This window comes from Bacillus sp. KICET-1, assembly GCF_027721405.1.
Lineage (GTDB): Bacteria > Bacillota > Bacilli > Bacillales > Bacillaceae > Bacillus > Bacillus velezensis.
This window is the reverse complement of record NZ_CP113515.1, coordinates 3,036,998-3,061,314: the sequence shown is the minus strand read 5'-3', so window position 1 is coordinate 3,061,314 and position 24,317 is coordinate 3,036,998. Positions and strand designations below refer to the sequence as shown.

The window sequence follows — 24,317 nt, the reverse complement described above, 5'->3', positions numbered from 1 at the left end:
AATAACGAAGCGCTGTAAAAGGGGATGAGGAAATGGAACGTCATTACTATACGCACCTGATAAAGGATGAGTTTGCGAACCACTACTTCGGGCGGGAAACGGCTATGTTTGAGTTGTTTCGAGACTATCATTGGACAGATCTGACACCCCAGGAATATCAAATGACAGAAAAGCAAGTTCAATATATAACGGAACCGATTCCGGTGATACATATGCATCAGCGTCTCCAGCTGCATTTAAACCGAATGAGTTACAGCCGTTTGGATTCCATTTACCGGCTTACACTGCCCGGAGAAAAGGGTTGCGCCACCTTCATGATGAAAGACAGTTTAATTGAGATTGCAGCTTCGGGAGATTATGAGGCGGAAACGATTTTCTTTGAGATTCTGCGTAAAATCAGCCCCTGTTTTCTTGCAATGGATTTCAAGACACGGCGCTACGGGTGGTTAAATCCGGTCAGAGAAAGAAATTTTGTCTAAAAACGAGGAAAAAGAGATGTAAATGTTGTATAATAGCCTTTGGTTTAGTACACTTTAAACTAGACAACATGAAGGAGGAAATAAAATGACTTTATGGGTTGGCATCCTAGTGGGCGTTGTCGCATTGCTCATAGGTGTTGCACTCGGGTTTTTTATTGCTCGTAAATATATGATGAGCTATTTGAAAAAGAATCCGCCTATTAATGAACAAATGTTACGCATGATGATGATGCAAATGGGAATGAAACCTTCTCAAAAGAAAATTAATCAAATGATGAAAGCCATGAATAATCAAGCGAAATAATACGTACAGATTATGATATAGAGATACATGGTTATAAAAATAAAAAACCCGGAGAGGGTTTTTTATTTTGGCGTCATGTTTCACCCCAACTGCCGGTGTGCAGTTCTTTTTGATATTGTATGAGAAGGTGGTCAAGCTCCTGGCTGAGTTCTATCGTAATGTTTGATGTCATTCCGTTTGTCATGACGATTTTAAGCAGCTCTGCCCGTTTTTTTTCAATTTCATTTAATAGATGCTCTCTAATCACAGGGATATATCCTTTCATACATAAATCTTTCACCTGAGTCGCTATTATTATATCCACATTTATACTGTTTTTCAAATAAGAAGGAGTATAATATCTCGATGTCAAATTAAATTATATAAGCTTTTTCTATAAAAAGTAATCCTTCTCGGGAAAGTGTTAAAAAAATGAAATGATTTTGTCATAACTCGAAGGGAGTGTGTCATCGTGAGTTTTAATTACTTTCTGACGTTTGGGGCCGGATTTCTGTCTTTCATTTCTCCATGCTGTCTGCCGTTGTACCCCGCCTTTTTATCTTACATAACTGGTGTCAGTATGGACGAGGTGAAAACAGAAAAGGTGATGCTGCAAAAGCGCGGCCTCGTGCATACACTTTGTTTTTTGCTTGGTTTCTCCGTGATTTTTATCGCATTGGGATATGGAACTTCATTTATCGGCAGTTTTTTCACCCAATATCATGAAGCGATCCGCCAGTTTGGCGCTATCATGCTGATCCTTTTCGGGCTGATTACTGCCGGTGTGTTTCAGCCGAAATTCATGATGAAAGAGCGGCGCATTCACTTTAAGCGCCGTCCGGAGGGGTTTATCGGTTCGGTTCTGATCGGTCTTGCGTTTGCAGCCGGCTGGTCGCCGTGCAGCGGGCCTATTTTAGGAGCCGTGTTTTCGCTGGCAAATACAAATCCTTCTTCAGCAGTGCCGTATATGTTTTTATATGTTCTCGGTTTTGCGATTCCTTTTCTTGTTCTTTCATTTTTTATTACCAGAATGAATTGGATTCGCAAGCATCAGCTGCTTATCATGAAAATCGGCGGCATTCTTATGATTCTGATCGGAGTTATGCTGTTTTTTAACTGGATGAGCTACATTCTGATCGTTCTGTCAAATCTTTTCGGAGGATTTACGGGTCTGTAACGGATTAATAACTTTTGAACTATTATATACCCTTTCGTTTTTGGTACAATAAGACTAGTTAATGTTAAATATGTGGAGGGGAATATGACACGAGTTTTAGTTGTAGATGACGCCAAGTTCATGAGGGTGAAAATCAGAGAGATTCTGGAATCGGCGAATTACACAGTGGCCGGGGAAGCGGCTGACGGGGAGGAAGCCCTGGCAGTATATCAAAAAATCCGTCCCGACCTGGTGACAATGGATATTACCATGCCGGTCAAAAACGGTATACAGGCGCTGCAGGATATTTTAGCTTTTGACCCGAAAGCCCGGATCATCATGTGCACCGCCATGCGGCAGCAGCGGATCGTTCTGGAAGCGATTGAATTAGGCGCTAAAGACTTTATCGTTAAACCGTTTGAAGCATCTAAAGTGCTGGAGGCCGTAGGCCGGGTAACGGGAACGTAAACATGTTCTCTTTTCAAATTGGTTTTTTTTATGTTTTTGGAGTATAGTATATAGTATCAAACTCCGTGCAAGCAAAGGAATGATAAAGATGATGATTATAATTTCATCCGTTATTGCAGCGGCCATGGCAATTTCCGTGATGATCGTCAGGATTAAATCCTCCGACAAGCCCGCTTCACCTAAAAAAATAATTCTCCCGCCGATTTTCATGAGTACGGGAGCGCTTATGTTCCTTTTTCCGATTTTCAAAGTGTCGGGCGAAGAATTTTTGGAGGCCATTACGCTGGGCGTAATCTTCTCTATTTTTCTGATTAAAACATCTAAATTTGAGATTAAAAATAATGAAATCTATTTAAAACGGTCAAAAGCGTTTGTGTTTATCCTGATTGGTTTGCTGGTTATCAGAATCGCTATGAAATCCATTTTGAGCACGACGATTGATTACGGAGCTTTAAGCGGGATGTTTTGGATTCTTGCTTTCGGAATGATTGTCCCGTGGCGCATCGCGATGTTTTTGTCTTACCGCAAACTTTCGAATGAACTGAAGACCGCTGATATTCAGATGAATTAAAACCTTTCCGTCCGCCGGAAAGGTTTTTTATTTGAGCAGGTCTTGATAAGGAGTAAGATCAATCTGTTTTTCACGGAGATGCTTTTTTAAAAATTGATGATCACGCTTAGGAGTGGCCAGTATGTAACCCCTGATGATTAAATCACGGTTTATTTGTTCAGCTTCCTCCGCTAAGGAAAGTTCACCGATTTTTCCGGCGATTTTCGCTTTGGCTACATCCCGAAAGAGCTCCGGCACGGGGGCGACCAGTTCATCCAAAAACGCCTTGTCACCCTCATTCCATAAGTGCCTGCTTTTTTCAATATAATAGTCCTGCCAATCCAGTTCTGACCGGCCGTCTTCTTTCGGCAAGCGTTTTAAAAATTTTCGAAACATAAAAAACCCGCCGATAGACAGCAATCCGATCATCACGATGACCCAAAATAAAATAAACCACATAAACCAGCCTTCCAGCATTGTTCTATCTCCTCCTTACTTTAACCATATTGTAAACGAAGACAGAATAGAAGAACACATGAAAAAAAGAATAGAAAAAATGATAGATGTCCAGTCATTCCGGTTGCTAGAACATATTCTATCGTATAGTGATTCTGCTATTTGGCCATGGGAGATTCACTTTGAGGGTATATGACTGATATGACCGGACAAAAAAGCCGCTTCCATTGAGGGGATGAAAGCGGCTTTTTTATGTTATAGAGGAAATTGAAAGGAAAAAGAGGCAGGAGTCTCATTTGGCTCCTTGTTCATGGAGACGGTCAGAATATGGTTGGTGAAATCAGTGAAAATATGTTTGTCATTCAGATAAAAAGGAAGCACCATTTGTTTGTTTAACGTCCGTTCAAGCGTTTTAACAGAGAGCATAAACTCATTTCCCGAAAGAGTGACGGTGATCGCCTGCACCTGCTTCAGCGCCGTCAGGTCGGCTTCAATGATATATTGACGGCTTGTTTCATATAGATCGATCGGCAGCGTCTCGTCATACCAAGCATACGGGTCCTCGTAAAACTGCCGCAGCCATTCTTCCGTATCATCAAATTCTTCAGCGTTTTTTGAGTGATTCATGGAAGCATTCCTCCATATTAAAAAGCCTTGCTATAACGTATGCAGAAGCTTTGAATGGGTGAATGGCACAAAAAAACAGACACCGGGGTCTGTTTTACATATCGTGGCTTGTATTATGTTTTTGTCTTGTATGGTTGCGGTTTTTCACTTTTTTGCTTCCGCTCAGCGGTTCCGGCTGGCCGGGGTTATGGCCCTTCGGAGCATTTTTATGCATATCTTTACTCGTATTTTTATTTGTCATGTTAAAGCCTCCTTTTTAAGGTGTTCCGGCTATTGGTTTGTTTTTCTTTTTTTATTGTTCTGCCGTTCTTCTTCCGTCAGGACGAGCTGGTCATTTTCTATATAACCCGCGCCTTTTCCTTGGCTTTTCGCATCATTCATGCCGTTAATCACATGATTGGCTTTCCGTTTTACCATGATCATCACCTCAACATTAATATGGCTCTTTACAGCCCGTTGTATGAGGCGGAAAATCGGACAAAATTTACCGAAAATCATGCTGATAAGACGATCTTATTGTATTTAATAAAAACATTGATATTTACTTATGTATGATTTTATACTAAGATGAAATTGTGAGAAAATTGTGATGGAATGTGAACATTCATCTAAAGAACGATCTTGATCATTGAAGGGGGATTTTGGAGAATGACAAATCAGCAAAAAGTCGCAACACAAGACGTTTTCCAAGCAAGAAAAACATTTTCTTCAAATGGGAAAACATACAACTATTATTCATTAAAAGCATTGGAAGACGCAGGGGTCGGCAATGTTTCAAAACTTCCTTATTCTATTAAGGTTCTTTTGGAATCCGTTTTGCGTCAGGTAGACGGACGCGTCATTACAAAAGAACATGTTGAAAATTTAGCAAGATGGGGTACTGCTGAATTAAAAGATATCGATGTGCCGTTTAAACCGTCACGGGTTATTCTACAGGACTTTACCGGCGTTCCGGCCGTAGTTGACCTGGCATCTTTAAGAAAAGCCATGGCTTCTGTCGGCGGAGACCCTGATAAAATCAATCCTGAAATTCCGGTTGACCTGGTCATTGACCACTCCGTACAAGTCGACAAAGCCGGTACGGAAGACGCGTTAGCCATTAATATGGACTTAGAATTCGAAAGAAATGCAGAACGTTATAAATTTTTAAGCTGGGCAAAGAAAGCGTTTAACAATTATCAGGCTGTTCCGCCTGCAACAGGTATCGTTCATCAGGTAAACCTTGAGTTTTTGGCAAGTGTCGTTCATACGAAAGAGGAAGACGGAGAACTTGTGACATATCCTGATACATTGGTGGGAACAGATTCCCATACAACAATGATTAACGGAATCGGCGTCCTCGGCTGGGGTGTCGGCGGTATCGAGGCGGAAGCGGGAATGCTCGGCCAGCCTTCATATTTCCCTGTTCCTGAGGTCATCGGCGCGAAACTTGTCGGAAAATTGCCTAACGGAACGACGGCGACTGACTTGGCGCTGAAAGTCACTCAAGTGCTGCGCGAAAAAGGCGTAGTCAATAAATTTGTTGAATTCTTCGGTCCTGGTGTTGCTGAGCTTCCGCTTGCGGATCGTGCGACTATTGCCAATATGGCGCCGGAATACGGAGCGACTTGCGGATTCTTCCCTGTTGACGAGGAAGCACTTTCTTACCTGCGTCTGACCGGCCGTGAAGAAGAGCAGATCGATATTGTGGAAGCATACTGCCGCAACAACGGTTTATTCTATACGCCTGACGCGGAAGAGCCGATTTTTACAGACGTTGTGGAAATTGATCTGTCAAAAATCGAAGCGAACCTTTCAGGCCCGAAACGTCCGCAGGATTTAATCCCGCTTTCCGTTATGCAGGAAACGTTTAAAAAACATCTTGTCAGCCCGGCCGGCAACCAAGGATTCGGAGCGGATGCTGCTGAAGAGAACAAAGAAATTTCATTTAAACTTAACAGCGGTGAAGATGCGGTTATGAAAACAGGGGCGATTGCAATCGCCGCTATTACAAGCTGTACGAATACATCAAACCCTTATGTATTAATCGGTGCCGGATTGGTAGCCAAAAAAGCGGTAGAATTAGGCTTGAAAGTGCCGAATTATGTTAAAACGTCACTTGCACCGGGGTCTAAGGTTGTTACTGGATACTTAGTCAACTCAGGCCTGCTTCCTTACATGAAGGAGCTCGGCTTTAACCTCGTAGGGTATGGCTGTACGACATGTATCGGGAACTCCGGCCCGCTTTCTCCAGAGATTGAAGAAGCGGTTGCTAAAAATGATCTCTTGATCACTTCTGTCTTGTCGGGTAACAGAAACTTTGAAGGCCGGATCCATCCGCTTGTCAAAGGAAACTACCTTGCGTCACCTCCGCTTGTTGTCGCATACGCATTAGCAGGCACTGTGAATATCAACCTGAAAACGGATCCGATCGGTGTCGGAAATGACGGACAAAATGTTTATTTCGATGACATCTGGCCGTCCATGGATGAAATCAATTCTCTCGTCAAACAGACTGTTACGCCGGAATTATTCCGCAAAGAGTATGAAACGGTATTTGACGACAACCAGCGCTGGAACGAAATCGAAACGACGGATGAAGCGCTGTACAAGTGGGATCAGGATTCCACTTACATTCAAAACCCGCCGTTCTTTGAGGAAATGTCTGTAGAGCCTGGAAAAGTTGAGCCTTTAAGAGGACTTCGCGTTGTCGGCAAATTCGGCGATTCCGTGACGACTGACCACATTTCTCCGGCCGGAGCGATCGGAAAAGACACACCGGCGGGCAAATACCTGCAGGAAAAAGGCGTTTCTCCTCGTGACTTTAACTCTTACGGCTCACGCCGCGGAAACCATGAAGTCATGATGAGAGGAACATTCGCCAATATCCGCATTAAAAACCAAATCGCACCGGGTACAGAAGGCGGATACACAACACATTGGCCTACCGGGAAAGTGACATCTATTTATGATGCCTGCATGCGGTATAAAGAAGATAAAACGGGTCTTGTCGTCCTGGCCGGAAAAGATTACGGAATGGGCTCTTCACGTGACTGGGCTGCAAAAGGAACAAACCTGCTCGGCATCAGAACAGTCATTGCCGAAAGCTTTGAAAGAATTCACAGAAGCAACCTCGTCTTCATGGGTGTGCTGCCGCTCCAGTTCAAACAGGGTGAAAACGCGGATACACTCGGCTTAACAGGTAAGGAAGTCATTGAGGTGGATGTTGATGAATCTGTACGTCCGCGCGACTTGCTGACTGTCAGAGCAATCAGTGAAGACGGTACGGTAAAAACGTTTGAAGTCGTTGTCCGTTTCGACAGTGAAGTGGAAATTGATTACTATCGCCACGGCGGCATTTTACAAATGGTGCTTCGCGATAAAATGAAACAGTAGCAGAATGAACAAAGGAGAGAAAGCAGTCTGCTTTCTCTCTTTTTATGCGGGAGGCCTTAAGATGCTTGCGAAATGGCTGGGCGGAATGTTACTTATCGGGTTGTTAGTGTATGCGGGCTGGAATATTTATTCTGTGCAAAAAAGTCCGAAAGAAGGGACAGAAGAAGGGATGAAAGCCCCTGACTTTACACTTGATACATTGTCAGGAAAAAGCATCTCCCTTTCTGATTATAAAGGAAAAAAAGTGCTCCTCAATTTCTGGGCGACGTGGTGCAAGCCGTGCAGAATGGAAATGCCCGATATGCAGGAGCTGCAGAAAGAATATCCTGATATTGCGGTAGCAGCCGTTAATTTTACATCCTCTGAAAAAAATATACAGGCTGTGAAATCATTTGCTGATCATTATCAGCTGACCTTTCCTATTCTGATTGACAAAAGCGGAATTAACGGGGATTTCAACGTGCTTTCTTATCCGACAACATACATATTAGACGAAAAAGGAACCATTCAGCACATTCGCGTAGGCACGATGACAAAAAAAGAAATGAAAGAAAAACTGGATCTCAAATAGAGGTTCAGTTTTTTTATTGTAAAGGGCTTAGGTTTTGAAAAATTGGAAAAAATGAATGAAAACACGGAGGTGAGAAGATTGAAAAAAATGCGAAAACGTTCTTTTCATGAATTGGTTATGGAAAATAAACGTGAGCTGATGACCAATACGGAATATTTGAATCAGCTTGAAGAAAAGCTGGAGCAGCGGTTCAAACAAAAATAACCTTTAATTTGCAGTCATGTTTACACCTCCTTTTGCAAAATATACTCTTAAGGAGGGATGAACATGGGCATAAACAAGAAAGACGGCCAGCCGCAATACGCTCCGAGCCACTTAGGGACAAAACCCGTTAAATATAAACGCAATAAAGGGGAAAAGTTTCATGACAAGTCAAACGGACATCCGATTGTCATGCAGACGAAAGGCGAATAACATCATCAAAGGAGAGCAGATATTATGACAAACAATGATCAAAAACCGAATCCGGATGACCGTTCCGATAACGTTGAAAAGCTGCAGGATATGGTGCAGAATACAATTGAAAATATAGAAGAAGCGAAAGAATCAATGGAATTTGCGACAGATGAGGAAAAACAGCGCATTCAAGAGAAGAATGCCAGACGCAATGAAAGCATTGAATCGTTCCGCAGTGAAATTCAGGATGAATCGGCTGCAAGAGAAAACGGCTATCAATCATAATAAAAACCAGGGAAACCTGGTTTTTTTCTCTTTCCGGCTCGTTGTGATAAAATGGGGCTAATCTGATAAAAAGGGAGCAGAGAACGTTGCATGTGTCAAAAAAAGAAATAGAAGTGCGTTATGCGGAAACAGATCAAATGGGCATCGTCTATCATGCCAATTACTTAGTCTGGATGGAGGTCGGCAGAACGGCGCTGATTAAGGAACTCGGATTCCTTTACAAAGATATGGAAGATAGAGGAGTGCTGTCCCCTGTATTGGATATCAGCATTTCTTATAAAAAGCCGCTCCGCTACGGAGAAACGGCTGTCGTACATACTTGGATTGAAGAATATAACGGATTTAAAACCGTTTACGGCTACCACATCTATAATCCGGATCAAGAACTTGCCATCAAAGCGACATCCTCTCATATATGCGTTGATAAAGAGAGCTTCAAACCGATTCAGTTTCGCAAGGCTTTTCCTGATTGGCATGCCGCTTACGAAAAGGCAAAAAAATAAGGAGCGGCTGCAGTTATGGCATTTGGAATTACGCGTAAGGAACTGGAAAGATGGAAGCGGGATGTATCGGAAGGGAAAATCGCTTTTTTAACGCATTACTGGCTGGACGACCGCTTTCCGGAGGCTAAGACCGTGACGAAGGCCGGTTCAAGCGATCTCAATAAACTGATCAGATGGGGAGCGGAGTACGGGCTGAAGCCGGAGTGGATTCACCATAAAAATGAATTTCCCCACTTTGACCTGCTCGGAGAAACGCAAAGAAGCATATTAGAAAAAGAACGTCTGACTGATCATCTCAAAAGGTTCAGGCTGTAAAAAAAAGAACGCATCCGCTGCGTTCTTTTTTTTACACGTAATCAAATACCGGCTCTTCTGCCTGATCTGAATATGTGACTGACAAATCGTGATTATCAAAGTACCATAAGTCGCTTTCTTCAATAAAAAAGGTAATGCCTTCAACTTCCGTGCTGGTGCCGATGTTCATCGGCCGGTCTTTTAAAATGCCGAGAGAAAAGCCTTTCTGAACGTTGCTGCATCCCCCGTAACGGACAAAGAAACGGACATGGTCGCCTGTTTCCAGATCGAGCTCTTCTTTGTACCAATCCAGCGCGCCTTTCGTTACTTTCATGTTCATCCGGAACACTCCCTTTTTGTTTCTCATATAAAGAAATTATCTCTATTATAAACGCATATGGCATTTTGATGTCAAAATTGAAGTTTCATCAAAACCATTTGATCTTCGGTTCTGTTTTGTTTATAATCCGTTTGATGTTTGCCCTGTGTCTGTAGATAACAAACGCGGTCAAGAGCGTCACTACGATTAATAAATAAGGGTCTTTTACAAACAGACAGTAAATAATCGTATAAATCCCTGTTAACATTGAAGACAGAGAAACAAATTTCGTAAGGAATAAAAATACGAAAAATACTGCAACCATCGTAACGAATAACAGCGGAGCATAAAACAGCAGGACGCCCCCTGATGTGGCTACGGCTTTGCCTCCTTTAAACTTTGCGAACACCGGGAATACATGGCCGATCACTGCTGCCACCCCTGCGAGAAGAGGATGAATGGGGACGTGCAGTAAATATGGGAGCGCCGCGGCCAGGGTGCCTTTTAAAATATCGGCTGCGACGACGACAGATCCCGCTTTAACGCCAAGCGTGCGAAAAGCATTTGTAGCGCCCAAATTGCCGCTTCCGTGTTCTCTAATATCGATCCCTTTCGCAAGTTTGCCTACGACTAAACCTGACGGGATGCTGCCTATTACATAGGCCAAAATAATCAATAAAGCAATCAACATCTACATTTCTCCTTTTCAATGTCCCTTCACTCTATTTTAACACGAGTTGTTACCGTCTGATGACAAGTTTTTTGAGAATTAAGCTGACAAAGCGCTTTTTTTGATTCCGGCGAAGCGGTCATGTACAATATATCAAAAGGAGATGGTAAAGATGCAAAATCCTTCAAAATCAGAGATTAAAGAAATTCTGGACCGGAGCAAACGGATCGCAGTCGTCGGGCTGTCAGACCGTCCCGACCGGACTTCTTACATGGTTTCCAAAGCGATGCAGGATGAAGGGTATGAAATTATTCCCGTCAACCCAACGATTGATGAGGCGCTTGGCGTTAAAGCCGTTGCTTCGTTAAAAGACGTGGAGGGGCCGATTGATATCGTGAATGTGTTCAGACGCTCTGAGCAGCTTCCCGGCGTTGCTGAAGAATTTTTACAGACGGACGCTCCCGTTTTTTGGGCGCAGCAGGGCCTTGCAAATGAAGAAGCGTATCGCATGATTACAGACAAAGGACGGACGGCTGTTATGGATTTATGTATAAAAGTCGCCCGCGCTGTTATAAAATAGGAACAAAAAAGGCAAAAATCCTTGGCAAATCAGGGGTTTTTGCTTTTTTATTGAAAGAATACTCTTTGCGTATGATGATGAAACAGATACAATAAAGCATGAACAGCTTTTTTAGAAACCCCTTTATACAGGGGTTTGCAGTCTGTTTGCGATGGCCGGCATAAAGCTATATAATAGAAAGCGAACTCATGTTCTTATCTGCCGAAAAGGGCACCAAAAAGATGAAAAGCCGTTCGAATGTATGTCTTGCGGCCTAAAAAACGAGCCATTCGCTTAAATATGTTGCGAAATCAAGCATATTGGTTATAATTGTGAGTCCGAGGAGAATTGGACCGAAGCTTGCGCATACTGAAAAACAAAGACATGAAAACATTTAAAAAAGAGAATGATTAAGAGCAGGTTTTTTGAAAGGGGTTTGTACGTTTGGCTAGAAAACAGCAATTTGATTACAACGAAGATGCCATACAGGTGCTTGAAGGCCTGGAAGCCGTCAGAAAACGACCGGGAATGTACATCGGTTCGACGGACGCACGCGGCCTGCACCATCTGGTATATGAGATCGTCGACAATTCCGTCGATGAAGTTCTTGCCGGCTACGGAGATCATATTATCGTAACGATACATAAGGACAACAGCATCTCCGTACAGGACAGAGGACGCGGAATGCCGACCGGGATGCATAAGCTCGGAAAGCCGACGCCGGAAGTTATTTTCACCGTGCTGCATGCCGGGGGGAAATTCGGACAGGGCGGCTATAAAACAAGCGGCGGTCTGCATGGTGTCGGCGCATCTGTCGTAAACGCGTTATCGGAGTGGCTGACAGTTACTATTGAGCGTGACGGATATGTTTATAAACAGCGATTTGAAAACGGCGGCAAGCCCGTGACTTCACTTGAAAAAATCGGAACGACCAAAAAAACGGGAACGCTTACCCATTTTAAACCTGATCCGTCAATGTTCAGCGCAACGGTTTATAATTTTGACACGCTGTCAGAACGTCTGCGCGAATCAGCTTTCTTGTTAAAAGGTTTGAAAATAGAATTAATTGATGAACGGAACGGCGTAAAAGAAGTATTTTATTATGAGAACGGAATTGAAGCATTTGTCGCTTATTTAAACGAGGAAAAAGACGCTTTATGCGAAGTGGTTTCCTTTGAAGGCGAGCATCATGACATTGAAGTCGATTTCGCGTTTCAGTTTAATGACGGGTATTCAGAAAATATGCTGTCATTCGTTAATAACGTCAGAACAAAGGACGGCGGCACCCACGAATCAGGAGCCAAAACGGCAATGACAAGAGCGTTTAACGAGTATGCGCGAAAGGTTGCCCTTTTAAAAGAGAAAGACAAGAACCTTGAAGGCGCCGATATCAGGGAAGGTTTGTCCGCAATCATTTCCGTGCGTATCCCGGAGGAACTGCTGCAATTTGAAGGCCAGACGAAAGGGAAGCTTGGCACAAGTGAGGCGAGATCAGCCGCGGATGCCGTCATTTCCGAGAATCTTGCTTATTTCCTGGAAGAAAACCGCGATACGGCGACCCTGCTTGTCAAAAAAGTGATTAAAGCAAGCCAGGCCCGTGAAGCGGCCCGTAAAGCGAGAGAAGAAGCGAGAAGCGGCAAAAAGCGAAAAAAATCAGAAGCGACGCTGAGCGGAAAACTCACACCGGCCGGTTCCAGAAATCCGGCGAAGAATGAATTGTATCTGGTGGAGGGAGACTCTGCGGGAGGTTCTGCAAAACAGGGAAGAGACCGGAAATTTCAAGCCGTGCTGCCCCTTCGCGGAAAGGTCATCAACACAGAGAAAGCAAAGCTTGCAGACATCTTCAAAAATGAAGAAATCAATACGATTATTCATGCGATCGGCGGCGGTGTCGGCGCAGATTTTGATATAGACGACATCAACTATGACAAGATCATCATCATGACGGACGCGGATACCGACGGCGCGCACATTCAAGTCTTGCTGTTAACGTTTTTCTACCGCTATATGAAACCTTTAATCGAGCACGGAAAAGTCTTCATCGCCCTTCCGCCTCTTTACAAAGTGAGCAAAGGGAGCGGTAAGAAAGAGATTATTGAATATGCCTGGTCCGACGAAGAAATGGACGGCGTTTTAAAGAAAGTCGGCAAAGGGTATACCATCCAGCGCTATAAAGGTCTGGGAGAAATGAACGCAGACCAGCTCTGGGAAACGACGATGAATCCCGAATCGCGAACGCTCGTCAGAGTCAAGATCGACGATGCGGCACGGGTAGAGCGCCGCGTAACGACATTAATGGGAGACAAAGTAGAACCGAGAAGAAAATGGATTGAAAAGAATGTTGCCTTCGGATTAGATGAGGAAAGCAATATTTTGGAAAATGAAAACTTGTCGGTCGCTGAGGAGGTTTAATAGTGGCACAGCCAGAATTATTTCATGATTTACCGTTAGAAGAAGTAATCGGCGACCGTTTCGGACGCTACAGTAAATACATTATTCAAGACAGGGCGCTGCCCGACGCTCGTGACGGTTTAAAGCCGGTGCAGCGGAGAATTTTATACGCCATGCACGCAGACGGAAATACATTCGATAAAAATTTCCGTAAAGCGGCGAAAACGGTCGGAAACGTTATCGGTAATTATCATCCGCACGGTGACAGCTCCGTTTATGAAGCGATGGTGCGGATGAGCCAGGATTGGAAAGTGCGGAATGTGCTGATTGAGATGCACGGCAACAACGGAAGCATTGACGGTGATCCGCCGGCTGCCATGCGTTATACGGAAGCGAGATTATCTTCTATCGCGTCAGAGCTTTTGCGTGATATTGATAAAAATACGGTTGAATTCGTTCCGAACTTTGATGACACCAGTAAAGAGCCGGTTGTTTTGCCCGCCATGTTCCCTAACTTGCTTGTTAACGGATCAACCGGGATTTCAGCGGGCTATGCGACTGATATTCCCCCTCATCATCTGGGTGAGGTCATTGATGCCGTCATTAAACGGATTGAATCTCCGGATTGCACCGTCGATGACTTGATGCAGGTGATTAAAGGGCCTGACTTTCCGACAGGAGGCATTATTCAAGGAGTCGACGGCATTCGGAAGGCTTATGAAACCGGTAAAGGCAAAATTATTATCCGCGGCAAGGCTGAAGTGGAATCCGTAAGAGGCGGACGGGAGCAGATCGTCATTACAGAAATTCCGTTTGAAGTAAACAAAGCCAATCTCGTTAAGAAAATGGACGAATACCGCATAGACAAAAAAGTCGAAGGCATTTCTGAAGTCAGGGATGAAACTGACCGCACGGGGCTTCGGGTGGTCGTTGAGTTAAAGAAAGAAGCCGATGCAAAAGGCATCCTGAATTTCTTATATAAAAACACTGATCTGCAGACAACATATAACTTTAATATGGTCGCCATACATAACCGCCGGCCGATGCTGATGAGTCTTACGGCCATCCTGGATGCGTATATTTCCCATCAGAAGGAAGTGGTGACAAACCGCTCCGTCTTTGAATTGCAAAAAGCAAAAGAGCGGCATCACATCGTTGAAGGACTGATGAAGGCGCTGTCTGTGTTAGATGAGGTCATAGCGGTCATCCGGGCAAGCAGCGACAAGAAAGATGCGAAACAAAACTTAATTTCTAAATTCGCATTTACGGAGCCTCAGGCCGAAGCAATCGTATCCTTGCAGCTGTATCGTCTGACAAACACGGATATTACGGCGCTAAAAGAGGAAGCGGAAGAGCTCAGCAAGAAAATTCAGGAGCTCGAAGCCATTTTAAGTCATGATAAAAAGCTGTTAAAAGTCATTACAAGCAGCCTGAAAAAATTGAAAAAGACCTATGCTGACAGCAGACGGTCTGTCATTGAAGAAAAGATTGAGGAAATTAAAATCAATCTTGAAGTCATGGTTGCCTCTGAGGACGTATATGTGACAGTCACAAAAGACGGCTATGTAAAACGAACAAGCCAGCGGTCATTTGCCGCTTCTAACGGCCAGGATTTCGGTATGAAGGATACTGACAGGCTGATTCACCAATTTGAAATGAATACAACGGATGTTCTCCTGCTCTTTACCAATAAGGGAAGCTATGTTTATTGTCCGGTTCACCAGCTTCCCGATATCAGGTGGAAAGACATGGGGCAGCACGTAACGAACATCATCACGATTGACCGTGATGAAACCATCGTGAAAGCTATACCGGTAAAAGAATTTGATCCATCTTCATATTTATTGTTTATGACGAAAAACGGCATGGTGAAGAGAACTGAAATGACGCATTACAAAGCGCAGCGTTACTCGAAAGCGCTTGTTGCCCTTAACCTTAAAGGGGACGACGAGCTGATTGATGTTCATGTCACAGACGGCGGCAGCCAGCTGTTTATCGCCACCCGCCTCGGGTACGGTTTATGGTTCGGTGAAGATGAAGTAAATGTAGTCGGTGCCCGTGCGGCCGGCGTAAAGGGTATAAATTTAAAAGACGGTGATACCGTCGTATCAGGACAAATCCTGCATGAGACAGATTCGCTTATCCTTGTCACACAGCGGGGAGCAATCAAGCGGATGAACCTATCTGAATTCGAAAAAACATCCAGAGCGAAGCGCGGCGTCATCATGCTGCGTGAGCTTAAAAAGAACCCGCATCGCACAGTCGGCGTATTCGCATGCGCTTTGGCCGACATGATCGCTGCGGAAACAGAAAAAGGCGAGAGAATCGAAATCGCCGTGAAGTCCTTGCGGGCGAATGACCGATACAGCAACGGTTCCTTCTTTACCGATGAAGCTGAGACAGGGCCGGTAACAGATGTATGGCGTATCCCCGCGTCTGATGTTTAAGTTTAAGAGTAAAAATAAAATAAAAAAAACCTCCGCTCATTGAGCGGAGGTTTTACTATTTAGCTTTCGTGGCTGCCGAATAAGTCAGTGATAGCGTGAATGACTTCGATTCCCTGCCATACAAATAAATTCAATGCAGTGAATGAAAACAACCCTAAAATCACCATTCGTAAGATAAACAACATGTTTAACAACCTCCTCATTTTATGTTACATAGATAGGCGATGTTGAACATGAAGCTCATCGAAATACGAGGACTGATAAAATTTAGCGATTAAAAAGCTTTTCTTTCGCTGTCTTCTCCGGGAAGCGGGGCGTCTCCTGTCTGATATCACGATCAGTGAGACAGAAGCGGCAAAAAGCGCCGTCAAGATATATGAGCCCGTCAGCGATTTTTTCTCATCATCAGCATTTTGGCCGGCCTTCATTTCGTGCATTTCCTGCTGGTCGGCTACCGCTTTAAAATGATGAGAAGTATCAAACGCATGGGGAATGGAGAGCAAATGAAAGCTTGCAATCGCTAAAAATAAAATAGAAGCTTTTAAAAACAAGATTTTTTTCAAATGTTCTCCCCCCCTTCATAAGTCTGAATATTTTTATTATAATACCCTAATTTAAATGTAAAGTAAACATATTTATTAAATTTAAAAAATTATTATCCTGGTTAAGTATATACCATTCCATCCATCTTTTCATCTCTTTTATCTTAAAGACCTATTTGTTATGATATGCACGCATTCCTTATGACGTGACAACATTTTTCGGGCTGTAAGATAAAAAACGGGGCATGACAGCAAAAGACGTGATGAAGAAACCGAAACATTTTCTTAAAAAAACTTCTCAACCACGGTCGTTGTGATATAATAATACTCGTTGTGTTAAAAGATCTAACATATGCAGCAAAAATGACAGTAAAAGATACGTAAAAGGGAGGTTAAACATGGAGGCTTTCATCAGTGAAATCATAAATGTTCCAAATGATTTTATTTGGAAGTATCTTGTTTATATTTTAGTCGGGATCGGATTGTACTTTACGTTCCGTTTTCGCTTTATTCAATTCCAATACTTTATTGAAATGTTCAGAATCGTCGGGGAGAAGCCGCAAGGAAATAAAGGAGTGTCTTCAATGCAGGCATTCTTTATCTCAGCCGCTTCTCGTGTCGGAACCGGAAACTTGACCGGCGTCGCGCTGGCGATTGCAACAGGCGGTCCCGGCGCAGTATTTTGGATGTGGATCGTAGCGATTGTCGGTATGGCTTCCAGCTTTGTGGAAAGCACCTTGGCGCAGCTGTATAAAGTGCGTTCCGGTGACGAATTCCGCGGCGGTCCGGCATATTACATGGCAAAGGGACTGGGCGCCCGCTGGCTCGGTATTTTATTCGCCGTATTGATTACCGTTTCTTTCGGACTTATCTTTAACGCCGTGCAGTCAAATACGATTTCTGTCGCGTTTGACGAAGCATTCCATGTGAATAAAACAGTTATCGCAATCATTTTAGCTGTATTAACGGCTTTCATTATATTCGGCGGTCTGAAACGTGTTGTTTCCGTCTCGCAATTAATCGTTCCGGTCATGGCGGGTATGTATATTCTGATCGCGCTGTATGTCGTGATTGTAAATATTACAGCGGTACCTGAGCTGTTTGTTACGATTGTGAAAAATGCGTTCGGTCTTGAACAGATCGTCGGCGGAAGCTTAGGAAGCATCATTATTATCGGTGCGCAGCGCGGCCTGTTTTCAAACGAAGCGGGTATGGGAAGCGCGCCGAATGCCGCAGCGGCTGCACATGTGTCGCATCCGGCTAAGCAGGGATTAATTCAGACCCTCGGTGTGTTTTTTGATACATTTATCGTTTGTACATCGACTGCCTTTATCATTTTATTGTACAGCTTTACGCCTAAAGGCGACGGCATCCAAGTGACACAAGCCGCACTGCAGCACCACCTCGGCGGATGGGCGCCGACATTTATTGCGATTGCGATGTTTTTATTCGCATTCAGCTCAGTCGTCGGCAACTATTACTATGGTGAAACGAATATTGAATTTATTAAAACAAGCAAAACATGGCTTAATATTTACCGCGTATTCGTCGTAGTGATGGTGGTATACGGATGTTTGGCTGACTTCCAGATCGTCTGGGACATGGCAAACTTGTTTATGGGACTCTTGGCTCTCATTAACTTAGTGGCAATCTTATTGCTGAGTAATGTAGCCTACAAGATCTATAAGGATTATGCCGCTCAGCGCAAAAAAGGTCTTGATCCTGTATTCAAGGCCGAGAATACGCCGGAGCTCAAGCATATTGAAACATGGGCGAAAGAAGAAGGTACAAGCCCCGAACGTAAGACTGCTAACTAAGGAAACATGCATACAATTTTCAAAAAACCCCTTACATTTTGTTGGGGACTGACCCCTGTTTTTGAGACAGGGATCAAAACACCTTCATACAGCCAATTGCCGATATTGTATCGGCGATTGGCTGTTTAGTTTCGTTTGAATACGAATATTGTTATAATAATGAATGTATTCTATGGCAGTGCGTTCTACGATGGTCGTCGTAGTTCGATCAATGCTGTTAAGATAGAACGTTTCAGACTTTAGTGAGGAATGAAACGATTCGATGGAGGCATTATCAGCGGGCGTCCCTTTGCGGGACATGCTCATGGTAATGCCTTTTGTTTTAACAGCTTTCTGATACTCATAAGATGTATAAACAGAACCTTGGTCACTATGTAACACGCAGTTCTCTGGCAGTGCGGGCAGCTGATCAAGTGTGTGTAAGACAAAGTCTGTGTCCTGTCTATCGCCAATTGTAAAAGCAATCACTTCTCCATTGTATAAATCCAATATACTGGAAAGATACAATTGTTTCTGCCCATAAGGCAAATATGTGATATCCGTTACTAGCTTTTCCAGAGGGCGTTCAGACTGAAAGTTTCGATCCAATATATTCTCGGCCACGGCATATGGCTGCCCATCTTTCTTGCGCTTTTTCACCTTAACCCGGCATTGCCACTGATTCTTCTGCATAATGCGCTGAACCGTTTTATGATTCACACGCATTCCCTTTTTTAATATGGCTGTGATTTTCCGATAGCCATATCGAAACTTGTGTTCTCGGCACAACGTGCCGATTTGTTTTTCTAAATGGTATTTAGGGTTATCTTTCATCAGATTCTTCTTCCAACGATAATAAGATGCTCGTGAGATACCTAAATGAATACAGATATCCTGTATGGTCATTGTGCCGCGCAATGCTTCTACAAGCTCGACTGGCGTTTCGCTATCAGCTTCCTTTCCAATTCGTTGCACTTTTTTAAAACTTCATTCTGTTGTCTCAGATAACGATTTTCTGCCTGCAGTTTCTCTAATTCGGAAGAATACTCCGGGCCTTTTCCGTAAGTGTATTGCTTTCCGACAGGCTGTTCGAATCGATGTGTATCCCCAGTCTTATGCCATCTAACCCATGTCTGAACCTGTGTCTTATTCTTAATATTCAATTCCTGCATGATCTCTTTCATAGGCACGCCTGCCAATCTCATTTCTACAGCCTTCTGTTTCACTTCAACCGGATAACTCACTCTTGTCCCCATAGAAAAAACACCTCCAAGTCTAATTTCGGCTAACAATCATCCGTTTTCAAACTTGAAGGTGTTTTTTGTTTGTCTCATCTTATGGGGTCAGTCCCTTGTGAGGGGTTTTTTTATGTGAAAAACCGGGTTATTTTTGCCGAAAACAGATTTTTTTGAATTTGTTGTATTTTTCTCTTGTGTGTGTAAGGGCTTTCATATAAAGTTTAACTAAACCGGTTTACCAAACCGATTTAGTCTTAAAGGAAAGGAGTATTAATGTGGCTTCTGATTATGGCATTTTTACGATCGGTGATGCGATGATCACCTTAAATCCCGCAAGCACAGGGCCTTTGCGTTTTGTTACCCATTTTGAACGAAAAGCAGGAGGAGCTGAACTGAATTTTGCGATTGCATGCGCCAGATTGAATCTGCACTCAAAGTGGGTCAGCAGGCTGGGGAAGGATGAGTTCGGCAGAGTGATTTATCAGTTTGCCAAAGGAGAAGGAATTGATGTGACTGACGTCTCCTATGTTGAAGGCTTTCCTACATCTTTAAATGTCAAAGAGATCAGAAATGACGGTTCAGGCAAGACGTTTTATTACCGTTTCAATTCACCAATTCTGACTCTTGCACCGGAAGATATAACAGAGAATATGTTTGCCGGCATTCACATCGTTCATCTTACCGGCGTGTTCCTCGCGCTTGATAAGAAAAACCTTGAAATTGCTGAAAGGGTGCTTTCCATCGCCAAAGCAAGGGGGATTCCCGTATCTTTTGATCCGAATATCAGGCTGAAGCTGTGGACGATTGAGGAGGCGCGTGCGGCATTTCATCAAATCTTTCCGCATACTGATATTCTTCTGGCGGGCCGGGACGAAATGAAACAGCTGACAGGTCTAGGGGAAAATGAAGCATTAGCCCGGTTTGCAGAGACCTATTCAATCAGTCAGCTTGTCATAAAAGACGGTGAAGCAGGTTCTGCGCTGTATCATGATCATAAGTGGGTTCACAAAGAGGCTTTCCCGGTTGCGCCTGTTGACACGGTAGGAGCGGGTGACGGCTTTAATGCCGGTTACCTGTACGGTTATCTGCATGGTTTTGAACCGGAAAAACGTCTGGAGCTTGCCAATGCGGTCGGTGCGCTCGTCACCACAGTTTCCGGTGACAATGAAGGGCTTCCCTATCTAGAAGAGGTTCTGTCATTTGTAAACAAAGAGACTGTGATTGAACGTTAGCAAGCACAACTTAAAAAGCGGGTGAGAAAATGAAAGCGGTTCTAGTACGGAAAGCTTTTGATCTGGTGGTGACGGAATGTGAGAAACCGTCTGTTGTCCACGCGGATGATGTTCTTGTCAAGGTGAAGCGGGTCGGAATTTGCGGATCAGATTTGCATATTTATCATGGGACAAATCCGTTAGCGTCCCTGCCGAGAGTAATCGGTCATGAAGTCACAGGGGAAGTCGCAAAGACCGGTTCTCTTGTCCGGCGTTTCAAGCCGGGTGACCGGGTAGTGATTGAACCGATATCTTATTGCGGAACATGCTATGCCTGCCGGAAAGGACGTCCGAACGTCTGCAAAGCGCTTTCGGTGTTCGGCGTTCATGAAGATGGCGGGATGCGGGAATATATCGTGCTTCCGGAAAAGCAGCTGCATGCCGTTTCGCCCGATCTGCCCTGGGAGGAAGCGGTCATGGCAGAACCATATACGATTGGCGCCCAGGCCGTTTGGAGAGGCAGAGTCGAGAAGGAAGATACCGTTTTGATTCAGGGGGCGGGGCCGATCGGAATCTGCATATTAAAAATGGCAAAGCTCAAAGGCGCTTCCGTCATGATAACCGACTTGAATGATGAACGCTTGGCATTCGCTGAAAAAAACGGTGCGGACGTTACCGTCAACGCGCAAAAAGAAGATCCCGTTTTGCGGGTGAACGAATGGACCAAAAATGAAGGCGCCAATGCCGTCATTGATGCCGTCTGTCTCCCCTCAACGTTTGAAACGTCCATTGACGCGGTTTCTCCGGCCGGTCATGTGGTTGTGCTTGGTTTTGATGAGAGGACTGCCGGCATTTCTCAGCTTCCGATCACAAAAAAGGAAGTCACGATAACCGGTTCAAGATTGCAGACGAATCAGTTTCCGTACATTACAGACTTACTGAATAAAGGCCTGTTAACGCACGGCGGTCTTATTACACATACATTTTCAGCAGATGACGTCCATCAAGCATTTCAGTTGATCGAACAGCACCCGGGCAAGGTGGGAAAAGCAATCATTACGTTTGATTAAAGGAGGAGCGAGAATGCTGCCTAAGTACGCTATTTACGAAAAACTTCTGCATGCACAAGTGGTGGCTGTCATAAGGGGACAAAACAGCCAAGAGGCGCTTGAAGTTTCAAGAGCGGCCATTTCAGGAGGTATCAGCGCCATTGAGCTTACATACACAACTCCTGAAGTGGAAGATGTCTTTAAGGAACTCCGGCATCAAGATATTCTTCTTGGAGCCGGCTCTGTAATGGATACAGAAACGGCGAGACACGCCATTTTATCAGGCGCCTCATTTATCGTCAGCTCTCATTTTGTAAAAGAGATAGCATCTCTATGCAACCAGTACAGCGTACCGTATCTTCCGGGATGCATGAGCGTGTCTGATATGGCTTTGGCGCTCGAAGCCGGATGTGATGTGGTAAAGCTGTTCCCCGCTAATTCGTTTGACCCTTCATTTATCAAGTCGGTCAACGGTCCTCTGCCGAATGTCCGCATTATGCCGACCGGGGGTATCTCATTAAACAGCATGAATGACTGGCTCTCTGCCGGAGCGGTCGCGGTGGGTGTGGGAAGCGACTTGACAAAAGCATATCAAAAGGGCGGCTATGAAGCTGCCGTATCCCTCAGCAAAGAATACGTCTGCCGAAAAAACGAATATACGGGGGTGTAACATGAATATCACGTTTCGCTGGTATGGCCAAGGTAATGATACGGTGACTCTTGAACATGTCAGACAAATTCCCGGGGTCAAAGGCATCGTCTGGGCTCTTCACCAGAAGCCCGCGGGCGAAGTATGGGAAAAGGAGGACATTGAAGCGGAAGTCAGAGTCATTCAATCCTATGGGTTTCATGCAGAGGTCGTGGAAAGCGTGAATGTTCATGAAGCCATTAAACTCGGTCATGAAGAACGCGGACAATATATTGAACATTATAAACAGACCATTCGCAATCTGTCCGAATTCGGCGTGAAAGTCATCTGTTACAATTTCATGCCGATATTTGACTGGACGCGTACCGATATGTTCCGCGCGCTGGAGGATGGGTCAACCGCTTTGTTTTTTGAAAAAGCGAAAGTGGAAAGTCTCCCTCCGGAGGAACTGATCCGCACGGTTGAAGAATCTTCTGAATTGACGCTTCCCGGGTGGGAGCCGGAGAAAATGGCCCGGATCAAGGAACTGTTTGAGGCCTATCAAACGGTTGATGAAAAACAGCTTTGGGCCAATCTTGAGTTCTTTTTACATGAAATCCTTCCTGTAGCGGAGGAACGCGGCATTCAAATGGCCATTCATCCGGATGATCCGCCCTGGTCAATTTTTGGCCTGCCCCGTATTATCACCGGTGAGAAAAGTTATGAAAAGCTGCGAGAGATTTCAGATTCACCCGCCAACTGTATTACGTTATGCACGGGTTCGATGGGAGCGGATCCCGCCAATGATATGGTGAAGATCGCCAAACACTATGCGGGAGCTGCGCCGTTTGCCCATATACGAAATGTGAAAATCTGCGATAACGGTGATTTTACGGAAACTTCGCATCTTACCAGTGATGGGTCCATTGATATTACCGGTGTGGTAAAAGAATTGCACGGCCAAGACTATAAAGGATATGTACGGCCTGATCACGGCCGTCATATCTGGGGCGAACAATGCCGGCCGGGTTATGGTTTATATGATCGTGCCTTAGGAATTATGTACTTGAACGGACTGTGGGATGCGTTCTCGTCTCATGAGAAAGGGGTGAAGAGATGAGACCGATTCATGAACGTTTATCAGGAAGAACCGCTGTCATAACAGGCGGGAGCGGTGTTCTCTGTTCAGCAATGGCAAAGGTGCTTTCACGGCAGGGGATGAAAATTGCGATCGTCAGCCGGAATGCTGATAAAGCAGAGCGTGCGGCGGGCGAGATTGCTGACGCTGGAGGAACCGCGGTTTCTGTACCGGCTGATGTTTCAGCCCGTGATTCGCTCGAAAAGGCAAAAGACGAGATTATCAGCCGGTTCGGTTCTGTCAATCTTTTAATTAACGGAGCCGGGGGAAATCACCCTGATGCGATCACTGCCAGTGAGACGTATGAAGAGGATGAGCAGGGCACATCATTTTTTGATATGGACGAAACGGGGTTTTCCAGCGTATTTTCAACCAACTTTACCGGTGCATTTCTGGCATCGCAAGTGTTTGGAAAAGACCTTTTGAAGGCGGAATGTCCCGCGATTATTAATATTTCTTCTATGAGTGCGTATACACCGATGACAAAGGTGCCTGCCTACAGCGCGGCCAAGGCGGCGATTCAGAATTTTACGATGTGGATGGCTGTTCATTTCGCAAAAAAAGGGCTGCGGGTGAATGCCATCGCTCCGGGTTTCTTTTTGACAGCGCAAAACCGTGAGTTGTTATTACAGGAAGATGGAAGTCTGACAGACCGATCCAATAAGATTATGGCACATACACCGATGAAACGTTTCGGGAAACCGGAAGACCTTCTGGGAACGCTCCTGTGGCTTTCGGATGATTCATGCTCAGGCTTTGTCACCGGGGTCACCGTTCCCGTCGACGGAGGTTTTATGGCTTATTCCGGAGTGTGACAGAATCCATGTCCCTGTCAGATTGTAAACCATTTACTTCTGACTTATACTAGTGAAAAATGAAGACAGAC

31 protein-coding genes are annotated in these 24,317 nt (G+C 44.5%); 21 read left to right on the top strand and 10 right to left on the bottom strand.

Going from position 1 to position 24,317, the window contains the following annotated elements; translation table 11 throughout:
• Positions 1-32: 32 nt before the first annotated feature.
• Complete coding sequence (gene sirA / locus OVA33_RS15605) at positions 33-479, top strand: sporulation inhibitor of replication protein SirA (protein ID WP_014418019.1); 447 nt, start codon at positions 33-35, stop codon at positions 477-479.
• An 85-nt stretch (positions 480-564) separates the two neighbouring features.
• On the top strand, positions 565-783 hold the full coding sequence (locus OVA33_RS15600) for a YneF family protein (protein ID WP_003153994.1): 219 nt from the start codon (positions 565-567) through the stop codon (positions 781-783).
• A gap of 73 nt (positions 784-856) precedes the next feature.
• Here the strand turns inward: OVA33_RS15600 and OVA33_RS15595 are convergent, their stop codons facing one another.
• On the bottom strand, positions 857-1,030 hold the full coding sequence (locus tag OVA33_RS15595) for an aspartyl-phosphate phosphatase Spo0E family protein (RefSeq protein ID WP_012117647.1): 174 nt from the start codon (positions 1,028-1,030) through the stop codon (positions 857-859).
• A gap of 201 nt (positions 1,031-1,231) precedes the next feature.
• Here OVA33_RS15595 and OVA33_RS15590 point away from each other — a divergent pair, with 201 nt between their 5' ends.
• The 3 genes from OVA33_RS15590 to OVA33_RS15580 all read left to right on the top strand — a co-directional run bounded on the left by OVA33_RS15590 (position 1,232) and on the right by OVA33_RS15580 (position 2,957).
• Complete coding sequence (locus OVA33_RS15590) at positions 1,232-1,939, top strand: cytochrome c biogenesis protein CcdA (RefSeq protein ID WP_088056486.1); 708 nt, start codon at positions 1,232-1,234, stop codon at positions 1,937-1,939.
• An 84-nt stretch (positions 1,940-2,023) separates the two neighbouring features.
• Positions 2,024-2,386: a response regulator gene (locus OVA33_RS15585; RefSeq protein ID WP_007410327.1), complete on the top strand. Its 363-nt coding sequence runs from the start codon at positions 2,024-2,026 to the stop codon at positions 2,384-2,386.
• Positions 2,387-2,465: 79 nt separating this feature from the next.
• A complete protein-coding gene (locus OVA33_RS15580; protein ID WP_104843542.1) occupies positions 2,466-2,957 on the top strand; it encodes a CcdC family protein in 492 nt (163 codons plus the stop codon).
• 27 nt (positions 2,958-2,984) lie between these two features.
• On the opposite strand, the gene OVA33_RS15575 is transcribed toward OVA33_RS15580, so the two are convergent.
• From OVA33_RS15575 to sspO, 4 genes are all read right to left on the bottom strand, one after another.
• Positions 2,985-3,413 (bottom strand): DUF2621 domain-containing protein, encoded by a 429-nt coding sequence (locus OVA33_RS15575; RefSeq protein WP_017417876.1) that lies wholly within the window; start codon positions 3,411-3,413, stop codon positions 2,985-2,987.
• A 234-nt stretch (positions 3,414-3,647) separates the two neighbouring features.
• On the bottom strand, positions 3,648-4,019 hold the full coding sequence (locus OVA33_RS15570; protein ID WP_003153985.1) for an Hsp20/alpha crystallin family protein: 372 nt from the start codon (positions 4,017-4,019) through the stop codon (positions 3,648-3,650).
• A 94-nt stretch (positions 4,020-4,113) separates the two neighbouring features.
• Positions 4,114-4,260: a small acid-soluble spore protein P gene (locus OVA33_RS15565; protein ID WP_003153984.1), complete on the bottom strand. Its 147-nt coding sequence runs from the start codon at positions 4,258-4,260 to the stop codon at positions 4,114-4,116.
• A 29-nt stretch (positions 4,261-4,289) separates the two neighbouring features.
• Positions 4,290-4,436 (bottom strand): acid-soluble spore protein SspO, encoded by a 147-nt coding sequence (gene sspO / locus OVA33_RS15560; protein ID WP_003153982.1) that lies wholly within the window; start codon positions 4,434-4,436, stop codon positions 4,290-4,292.
• Positions 4,437-4,667: 231 nt separating this feature from the next.
• On the opposite strand from sspO, the gene acnA reads away from it, so the two are divergent.
• The 7 genes from acnA (at position 4,668) to OVA33_RS15525 (ending at position 9,464) form a co-directional block, all read left to right on the top strand.
• Positions 4,668-7,394 carry an aconitate hydratase AcnA gene (gene acnA / locus OVA33_RS15555; protein WP_017417878.1) on the top strand — a complete coding sequence of 909 codons (2,727 nt, stop codon included), beginning with the start codon at positions 4,668-4,670 and terminating at the stop codon, positions 7,392-7,394.
• Between the two features lie 61 nt (positions 7,395-7,455).
• Positions 7,456-7,965, top strand: a complete 510-nt coding sequence (locus OVA33_RS15550; RefSeq protein ID WP_003153980.1) for a TlpA family protein disulfide reductase — start codon at positions 7,456-7,458, stop codon at positions 7,963-7,965.
• A 78-nt stretch (positions 7,966-8,043) separates the two neighbouring features.
• Positions 8,044-8,169: an FbpB family small basic protein gene (locus OVA33_RS15545; protein WP_012117651.1), complete on the top strand. Its 126-nt coding sequence runs from the start codon at positions 8,044-8,046 to the stop codon at positions 8,167-8,169.
• Positions 8,170-8,232: 63 nt separating this feature from the next.
• Entirely contained in the window at positions 8,233-8,379 is a 147-nt protein-coding gene (locus tag OVA33_RS15540; RefSeq protein ID WP_003153977.1) for an acid-soluble spore protein N, read from the top strand.
• A gap of 24 nt (positions 8,380-8,403) precedes the next feature.
• A complete protein-coding gene (gene tlp, locus OVA33_RS15535; protein ID WP_003153975.1) occupies positions 8,404-8,646 on the top strand; it encodes a small acid-soluble spore protein Tlp in 243 nt (80 codons plus the stop codon).
• Between the two features lie 86 nt (positions 8,647-8,732).
• Positions 8,733-9,149, top strand: a complete 417-nt coding sequence (locus OVA33_RS15530; RefSeq protein ID WP_003153973.1) for a YbgC/FadM family acyl-CoA thioesterase — start codon at positions 8,733-8,735, stop codon at positions 9,147-9,149.
• 15 nt (positions 9,150-9,164) lie between these two features.
• Positions 9,165-9,464, top strand: coding sequence for a hypothetical protein (locus OVA33_RS15525; RefSeq protein ID WP_003153968.1), 300 nt, complete (start codon positions 9,165-9,167; stop codon positions 9,462-9,464).
• Positions 9,465-9,495: 31 nt separating this feature from the next.
• Here the strand turns inward: OVA33_RS15525 and OVA33_RS15520 are convergent, their stop codons facing one another.
• Both OVA33_RS15520 and plsY read right to left on the bottom strand, forming a co-directional pair.
• Positions 9,496-9,783: a HesB/YadR/YfhF family protein gene (locus OVA33_RS15520; protein ID WP_007410318.1), complete on the bottom strand. Its 288-nt coding sequence runs from the start codon at positions 9,781-9,783 to the stop codon at positions 9,496-9,498.
• An 88-nt stretch (positions 9,784-9,871) separates the two neighbouring features.
• The gene (plsY, locus tag OVA33_RS15515; RefSeq protein WP_065180807.1) at positions 9,872-10,453 is read right to left on the bottom strand and encodes a glycerol-3-phosphate 1-O-acyltransferase PlsY; all 582 of its coding nucleotides are present in this window, start codon (positions 10,451-10,453) and stop codon (positions 9,872-9,874) included.
• A 151-nt stretch (positions 10,454-10,604) separates the two neighbouring features.
• Between plsY and OVA33_RS15510 the strand changes: the two genes are divergently transcribed.
• From OVA33_RS15510 to parC, 3 genes are all read left to right on the top strand, one after another.
• On the top strand, positions 10,605-11,012 hold the full coding sequence (locus OVA33_RS15510) for a CoA-binding protein (RefSeq protein WP_007410316.1): 408 nt from the start codon (positions 10,605-10,607) through the stop codon (positions 11,010-11,012).
• A 423-nt stretch (positions 11,013-11,435) separates the two neighbouring features.
• Positions 11,436-13,403: a DNA topoisomerase IV subunit B gene (gene parE / locus OVA33_RS15505; protein ID WP_128974087.1), complete on the top strand. Its 1,968-nt coding sequence runs from the start codon at positions 11,436-11,438 to the stop codon at positions 13,401-13,403.
• 2 nt (positions 13,404-13,405) lie between these two features.
• Entirely contained in the window at positions 13,406-15,829 is a 2,424-nt protein-coding gene (gene parC / locus OVA33_RS15500) for a DNA topoisomerase IV subunit A (RefSeq protein WP_128974088.1), read from the top strand.
• A 59-nt stretch (positions 15,830-15,888) separates the two neighbouring features.
• Here parC and OVA33_RS15495 read toward each other — a convergent pair whose 3' ends face one another.
• Positions 15,889-16,014, bottom strand: coding sequence for a hypothetical protein (locus OVA33_RS15495; RefSeq protein WP_003153957.1), 126 nt, complete (start codon positions 16,012-16,014; stop codon positions 15,889-15,891).
• A 24-nt stretch (positions 16,015-16,038) separates the two neighbouring features.
• The gene (locus OVA33_RS15490) at positions 16,039-16,392 is read right to left on the bottom strand and encodes a hypothetical protein (protein WP_017417883.1); all 354 of its coding nucleotides are present in this window, start codon (positions 16,390-16,392) and stop codon (positions 16,039-16,041) included.
• Between the two features lie 377 nt (positions 16,393-16,769).
• Here OVA33_RS15490 and OVA33_RS15485 point away from each other — a divergent pair, with 377 nt between their 5' ends.
• Positions 16,770-18,188 (top strand): alanine/glycine:cation symporter family protein, encoded by a 1,419-nt coding sequence (locus tag OVA33_RS15485; RefSeq protein WP_025650138.1) that lies wholly within the window; start codon positions 16,770-16,772, stop codon positions 18,186-18,188.
• A gap of 84 nt (positions 18,189-18,272) precedes the next feature.
• Here OVA33_RS15485 and OVA33_RS15480 read toward each other — a convergent pair.
• Positions 18,273-19,423, bottom strand: a protein-coding gene (locus tag OVA33_RS15480; protein ID WP_099721935.1) for an IS3 family transposase whose coding sequence is annotated in 2 segments (ribosomal slippage) — positions 18,273-19,150 and positions 19,150-19,423 — 1,152 coding nt in all. Because the reading frame shifts where the segments join, the coding sequence is not laid out codon by codon here.
• A gap of 257 nt (positions 19,424-19,680) precedes the next feature.
• Between OVA33_RS15480 and OVA33_RS15475 the strand changes: the two genes are divergently transcribed.
• Genes OVA33_RS15475 through OVA33_RS15455 form a run of 5 tightly spaced genes read left to right on the top strand, consistent with a single transcriptional unit; the run spans position 19,681 to position 24,246 of the window.
• The gene (locus tag OVA33_RS15475; RefSeq protein WP_014418026.1) at positions 19,681-20,637 is read left to right on the top strand and encodes a sugar kinase; all 957 of its coding nucleotides are present in this window, start codon (positions 19,681-19,683) and stop codon (positions 20,635-20,637) included.
• A 29-nt stretch (positions 20,638-20,666) separates the two neighbouring features.
• Positions 20,667-21,686, top strand: a complete 1,020-nt coding sequence (locus OVA33_RS15470; protein ID WP_014418027.1) for a zinc-binding alcohol dehydrogenase family protein — start codon at positions 20,667-20,669, stop codon at positions 21,684-21,686.
• A 13-nt stretch (positions 21,687-21,699) separates the two neighbouring features.
• Positions 21,700-22,335, top strand: a complete 636-nt coding sequence (locus tag OVA33_RS15465) for a bifunctional 2-keto-4-hydroxyglutarate aldolase/2-keto-3-deoxy-6-phosphogluconate aldolase (protein ID WP_014418028.1) — start codon at positions 21,700-21,702, stop codon at positions 22,333-22,335.
• Between the two features lies 1 nt (position 22,336).
• A complete protein-coding gene (gene uxuA / locus OVA33_RS15460) occupies positions 22,337-23,413 on the top strand; it encodes a mannonate dehydratase (RefSeq protein ID WP_025650137.1) in 1,077 nt (358 codons plus the stop codon).
• Positions 23,410-24,246 (top strand): SDR family oxidoreductase, encoded by an 837-nt coding sequence (locus OVA33_RS15455; RefSeq protein ID WP_063636650.1) that lies wholly within the window; start codon positions 23,410-23,412, stop codon positions 24,244-24,246. The genes uxuA and OVA33_RS15455 overlap by 4 nt, the downstream gene beginning before the upstream one ends.
• Positions 24,247-24,317 lie beyond the last annotated feature (71 nt).

Bases quoted from the DNA above. Each gene is read 5' to 3' on its own strand.
- OVA33_RS15570 (WP_003153985.1), bottom strand. From the start codon at position 4,019: ATGAATCACTCAAAAAACGCTGAAGAATTTGATGATACGGAAGAATGG.
- OVA33_RS15455 (WP_063636650.1), top strand. From the start codon at position 23,410: ATGAGACCGATTCATGAACGTTTATCAGGAAGAACCGCTGTCATAACA.
- plsY (WP_065180807.1), bottom strand. From the start codon at position 10,453: ATGTTGATTGCTTTATTGATTATTTTGGCCTATGTAATAGGCAGCATC.
- OVA33_RS15565 (WP_003153984.1), bottom strand. From the start codon at position 4,260: ATGACAAATAAAAATACGAGTAAAGATATGCATAAAAATGCTCCGAAG.
- OVA33_RS15470 (WP_014418027.1), top strand. From the start codon at position 20,667: ATGAAAGCGGTTCTAGTACGGAAAGCTTTTGATCTGGTGGTGACGGAA.
- OVA33_RS15485 (WP_025650138.1), top strand. From the start codon at position 16,770: ATGGAGGCTTTCATCAGTGAAATCATAAATGTTCCAAATGATTTTATT.
- uxuA (WP_025650137.1), top strand. From the start codon at position 22,337: ATGAATATCACGTTTCGCTGGTATGGCCAAGGTAATGATACGGTGACT.
- OVA33_RS15510 (WP_007410316.1), top strand. From the start codon at position 10,605: ATGCAAAATCCTTCAAAATCAGAGATTAAAGAAATTCTGGACCGGAGC.
- OVA33_RS15585 (WP_007410327.1), top strand. From the start codon at position 2,024: ATGACACGAGTTTTAGTTGTAGATGACGCCAAGTTCATGAGGGTGAAA.
- OVA33_RS15495 (WP_003153957.1), bottom strand. From the start codon at position 16,014: ATGTTGTTTATCTTACGAATGGTGATTTTAGGGTTGTTTTCATTCACT.
- sirA (WP_014418019.1), top strand. From the start codon at position 33: ATGGAACGTCATTACTATACGCACCTGATAAAGGATGAGTTTGCGAAC.
- tlp (WP_003153975.1), top strand. From the start codon at position 8,404: ATGACAAACAATGATCAAAAACCGAATCCGGATGACCGTTCCGATAAC.
- OVA33_RS15520 (WP_007410318.1), bottom strand. From the start codon at position 9,783: ATGAACATGAAAGTAACGAAAGGCGCGCTGGATTGGTACAAAGAAGAG.
- OVA33_RS15580 (WP_104843542.1), top strand. From the start codon at position 2,466: ATGATAAAGATGATGATTATAATTTCATCCGTTATTGCAGCGGCCATG.
- OVA33_RS15465 (WP_014418028.1), top strand. From the start codon at position 21,700: ATGCTGCCTAAGTACGCTATTTACGAAAAACTTCTGCATGCACAAGTG.
- sspO (WP_003153982.1), bottom strand. From the start codon at position 4,436: ATGGTAAAACGGAAAGCCAATCATGTGATTAACGGCATGAATGATGCG.
- OVA33_RS15600 (WP_003153994.1), top strand. From the start codon at position 565: ATGACTTTATGGGTTGGCATCCTAGTGGGCGTTGTCGCATTGCTCATA.
- OVA33_RS15540 (WP_003153977.1), top strand. From the start codon at position 8,233: ATGGGCATAAACAAGAAAGACGGCCAGCCGCAATACGCTCCGAGCCAC.
- OVA33_RS15575 (WP_017417876.1), bottom strand. From the start codon at position 3,413: ATGCTGGAAGGCTGGTTTATGTGGTTTATTTTATTTTGGGTCATCGTG.
- OVA33_RS15525 (WP_003153968.1), top strand. From the start codon at position 9,165: ATGGCATTTGGAATTACGCGTAAGGAACTGGAAAGATGGAAGCGGGAT.
- acnA (WP_017417878.1), top strand. From the start codon at position 4,668: ATGACAAATCAGCAAAAAGTCGCAACACAAGACGTTTTCCAAGCAAGA.
- OVA33_RS15550 (WP_003153980.1), top strand. From the start codon at position 7,456: ATGCTTGCGAAATGGCTGGGCGGAATGTTACTTATCGGGTTGTTAGTG.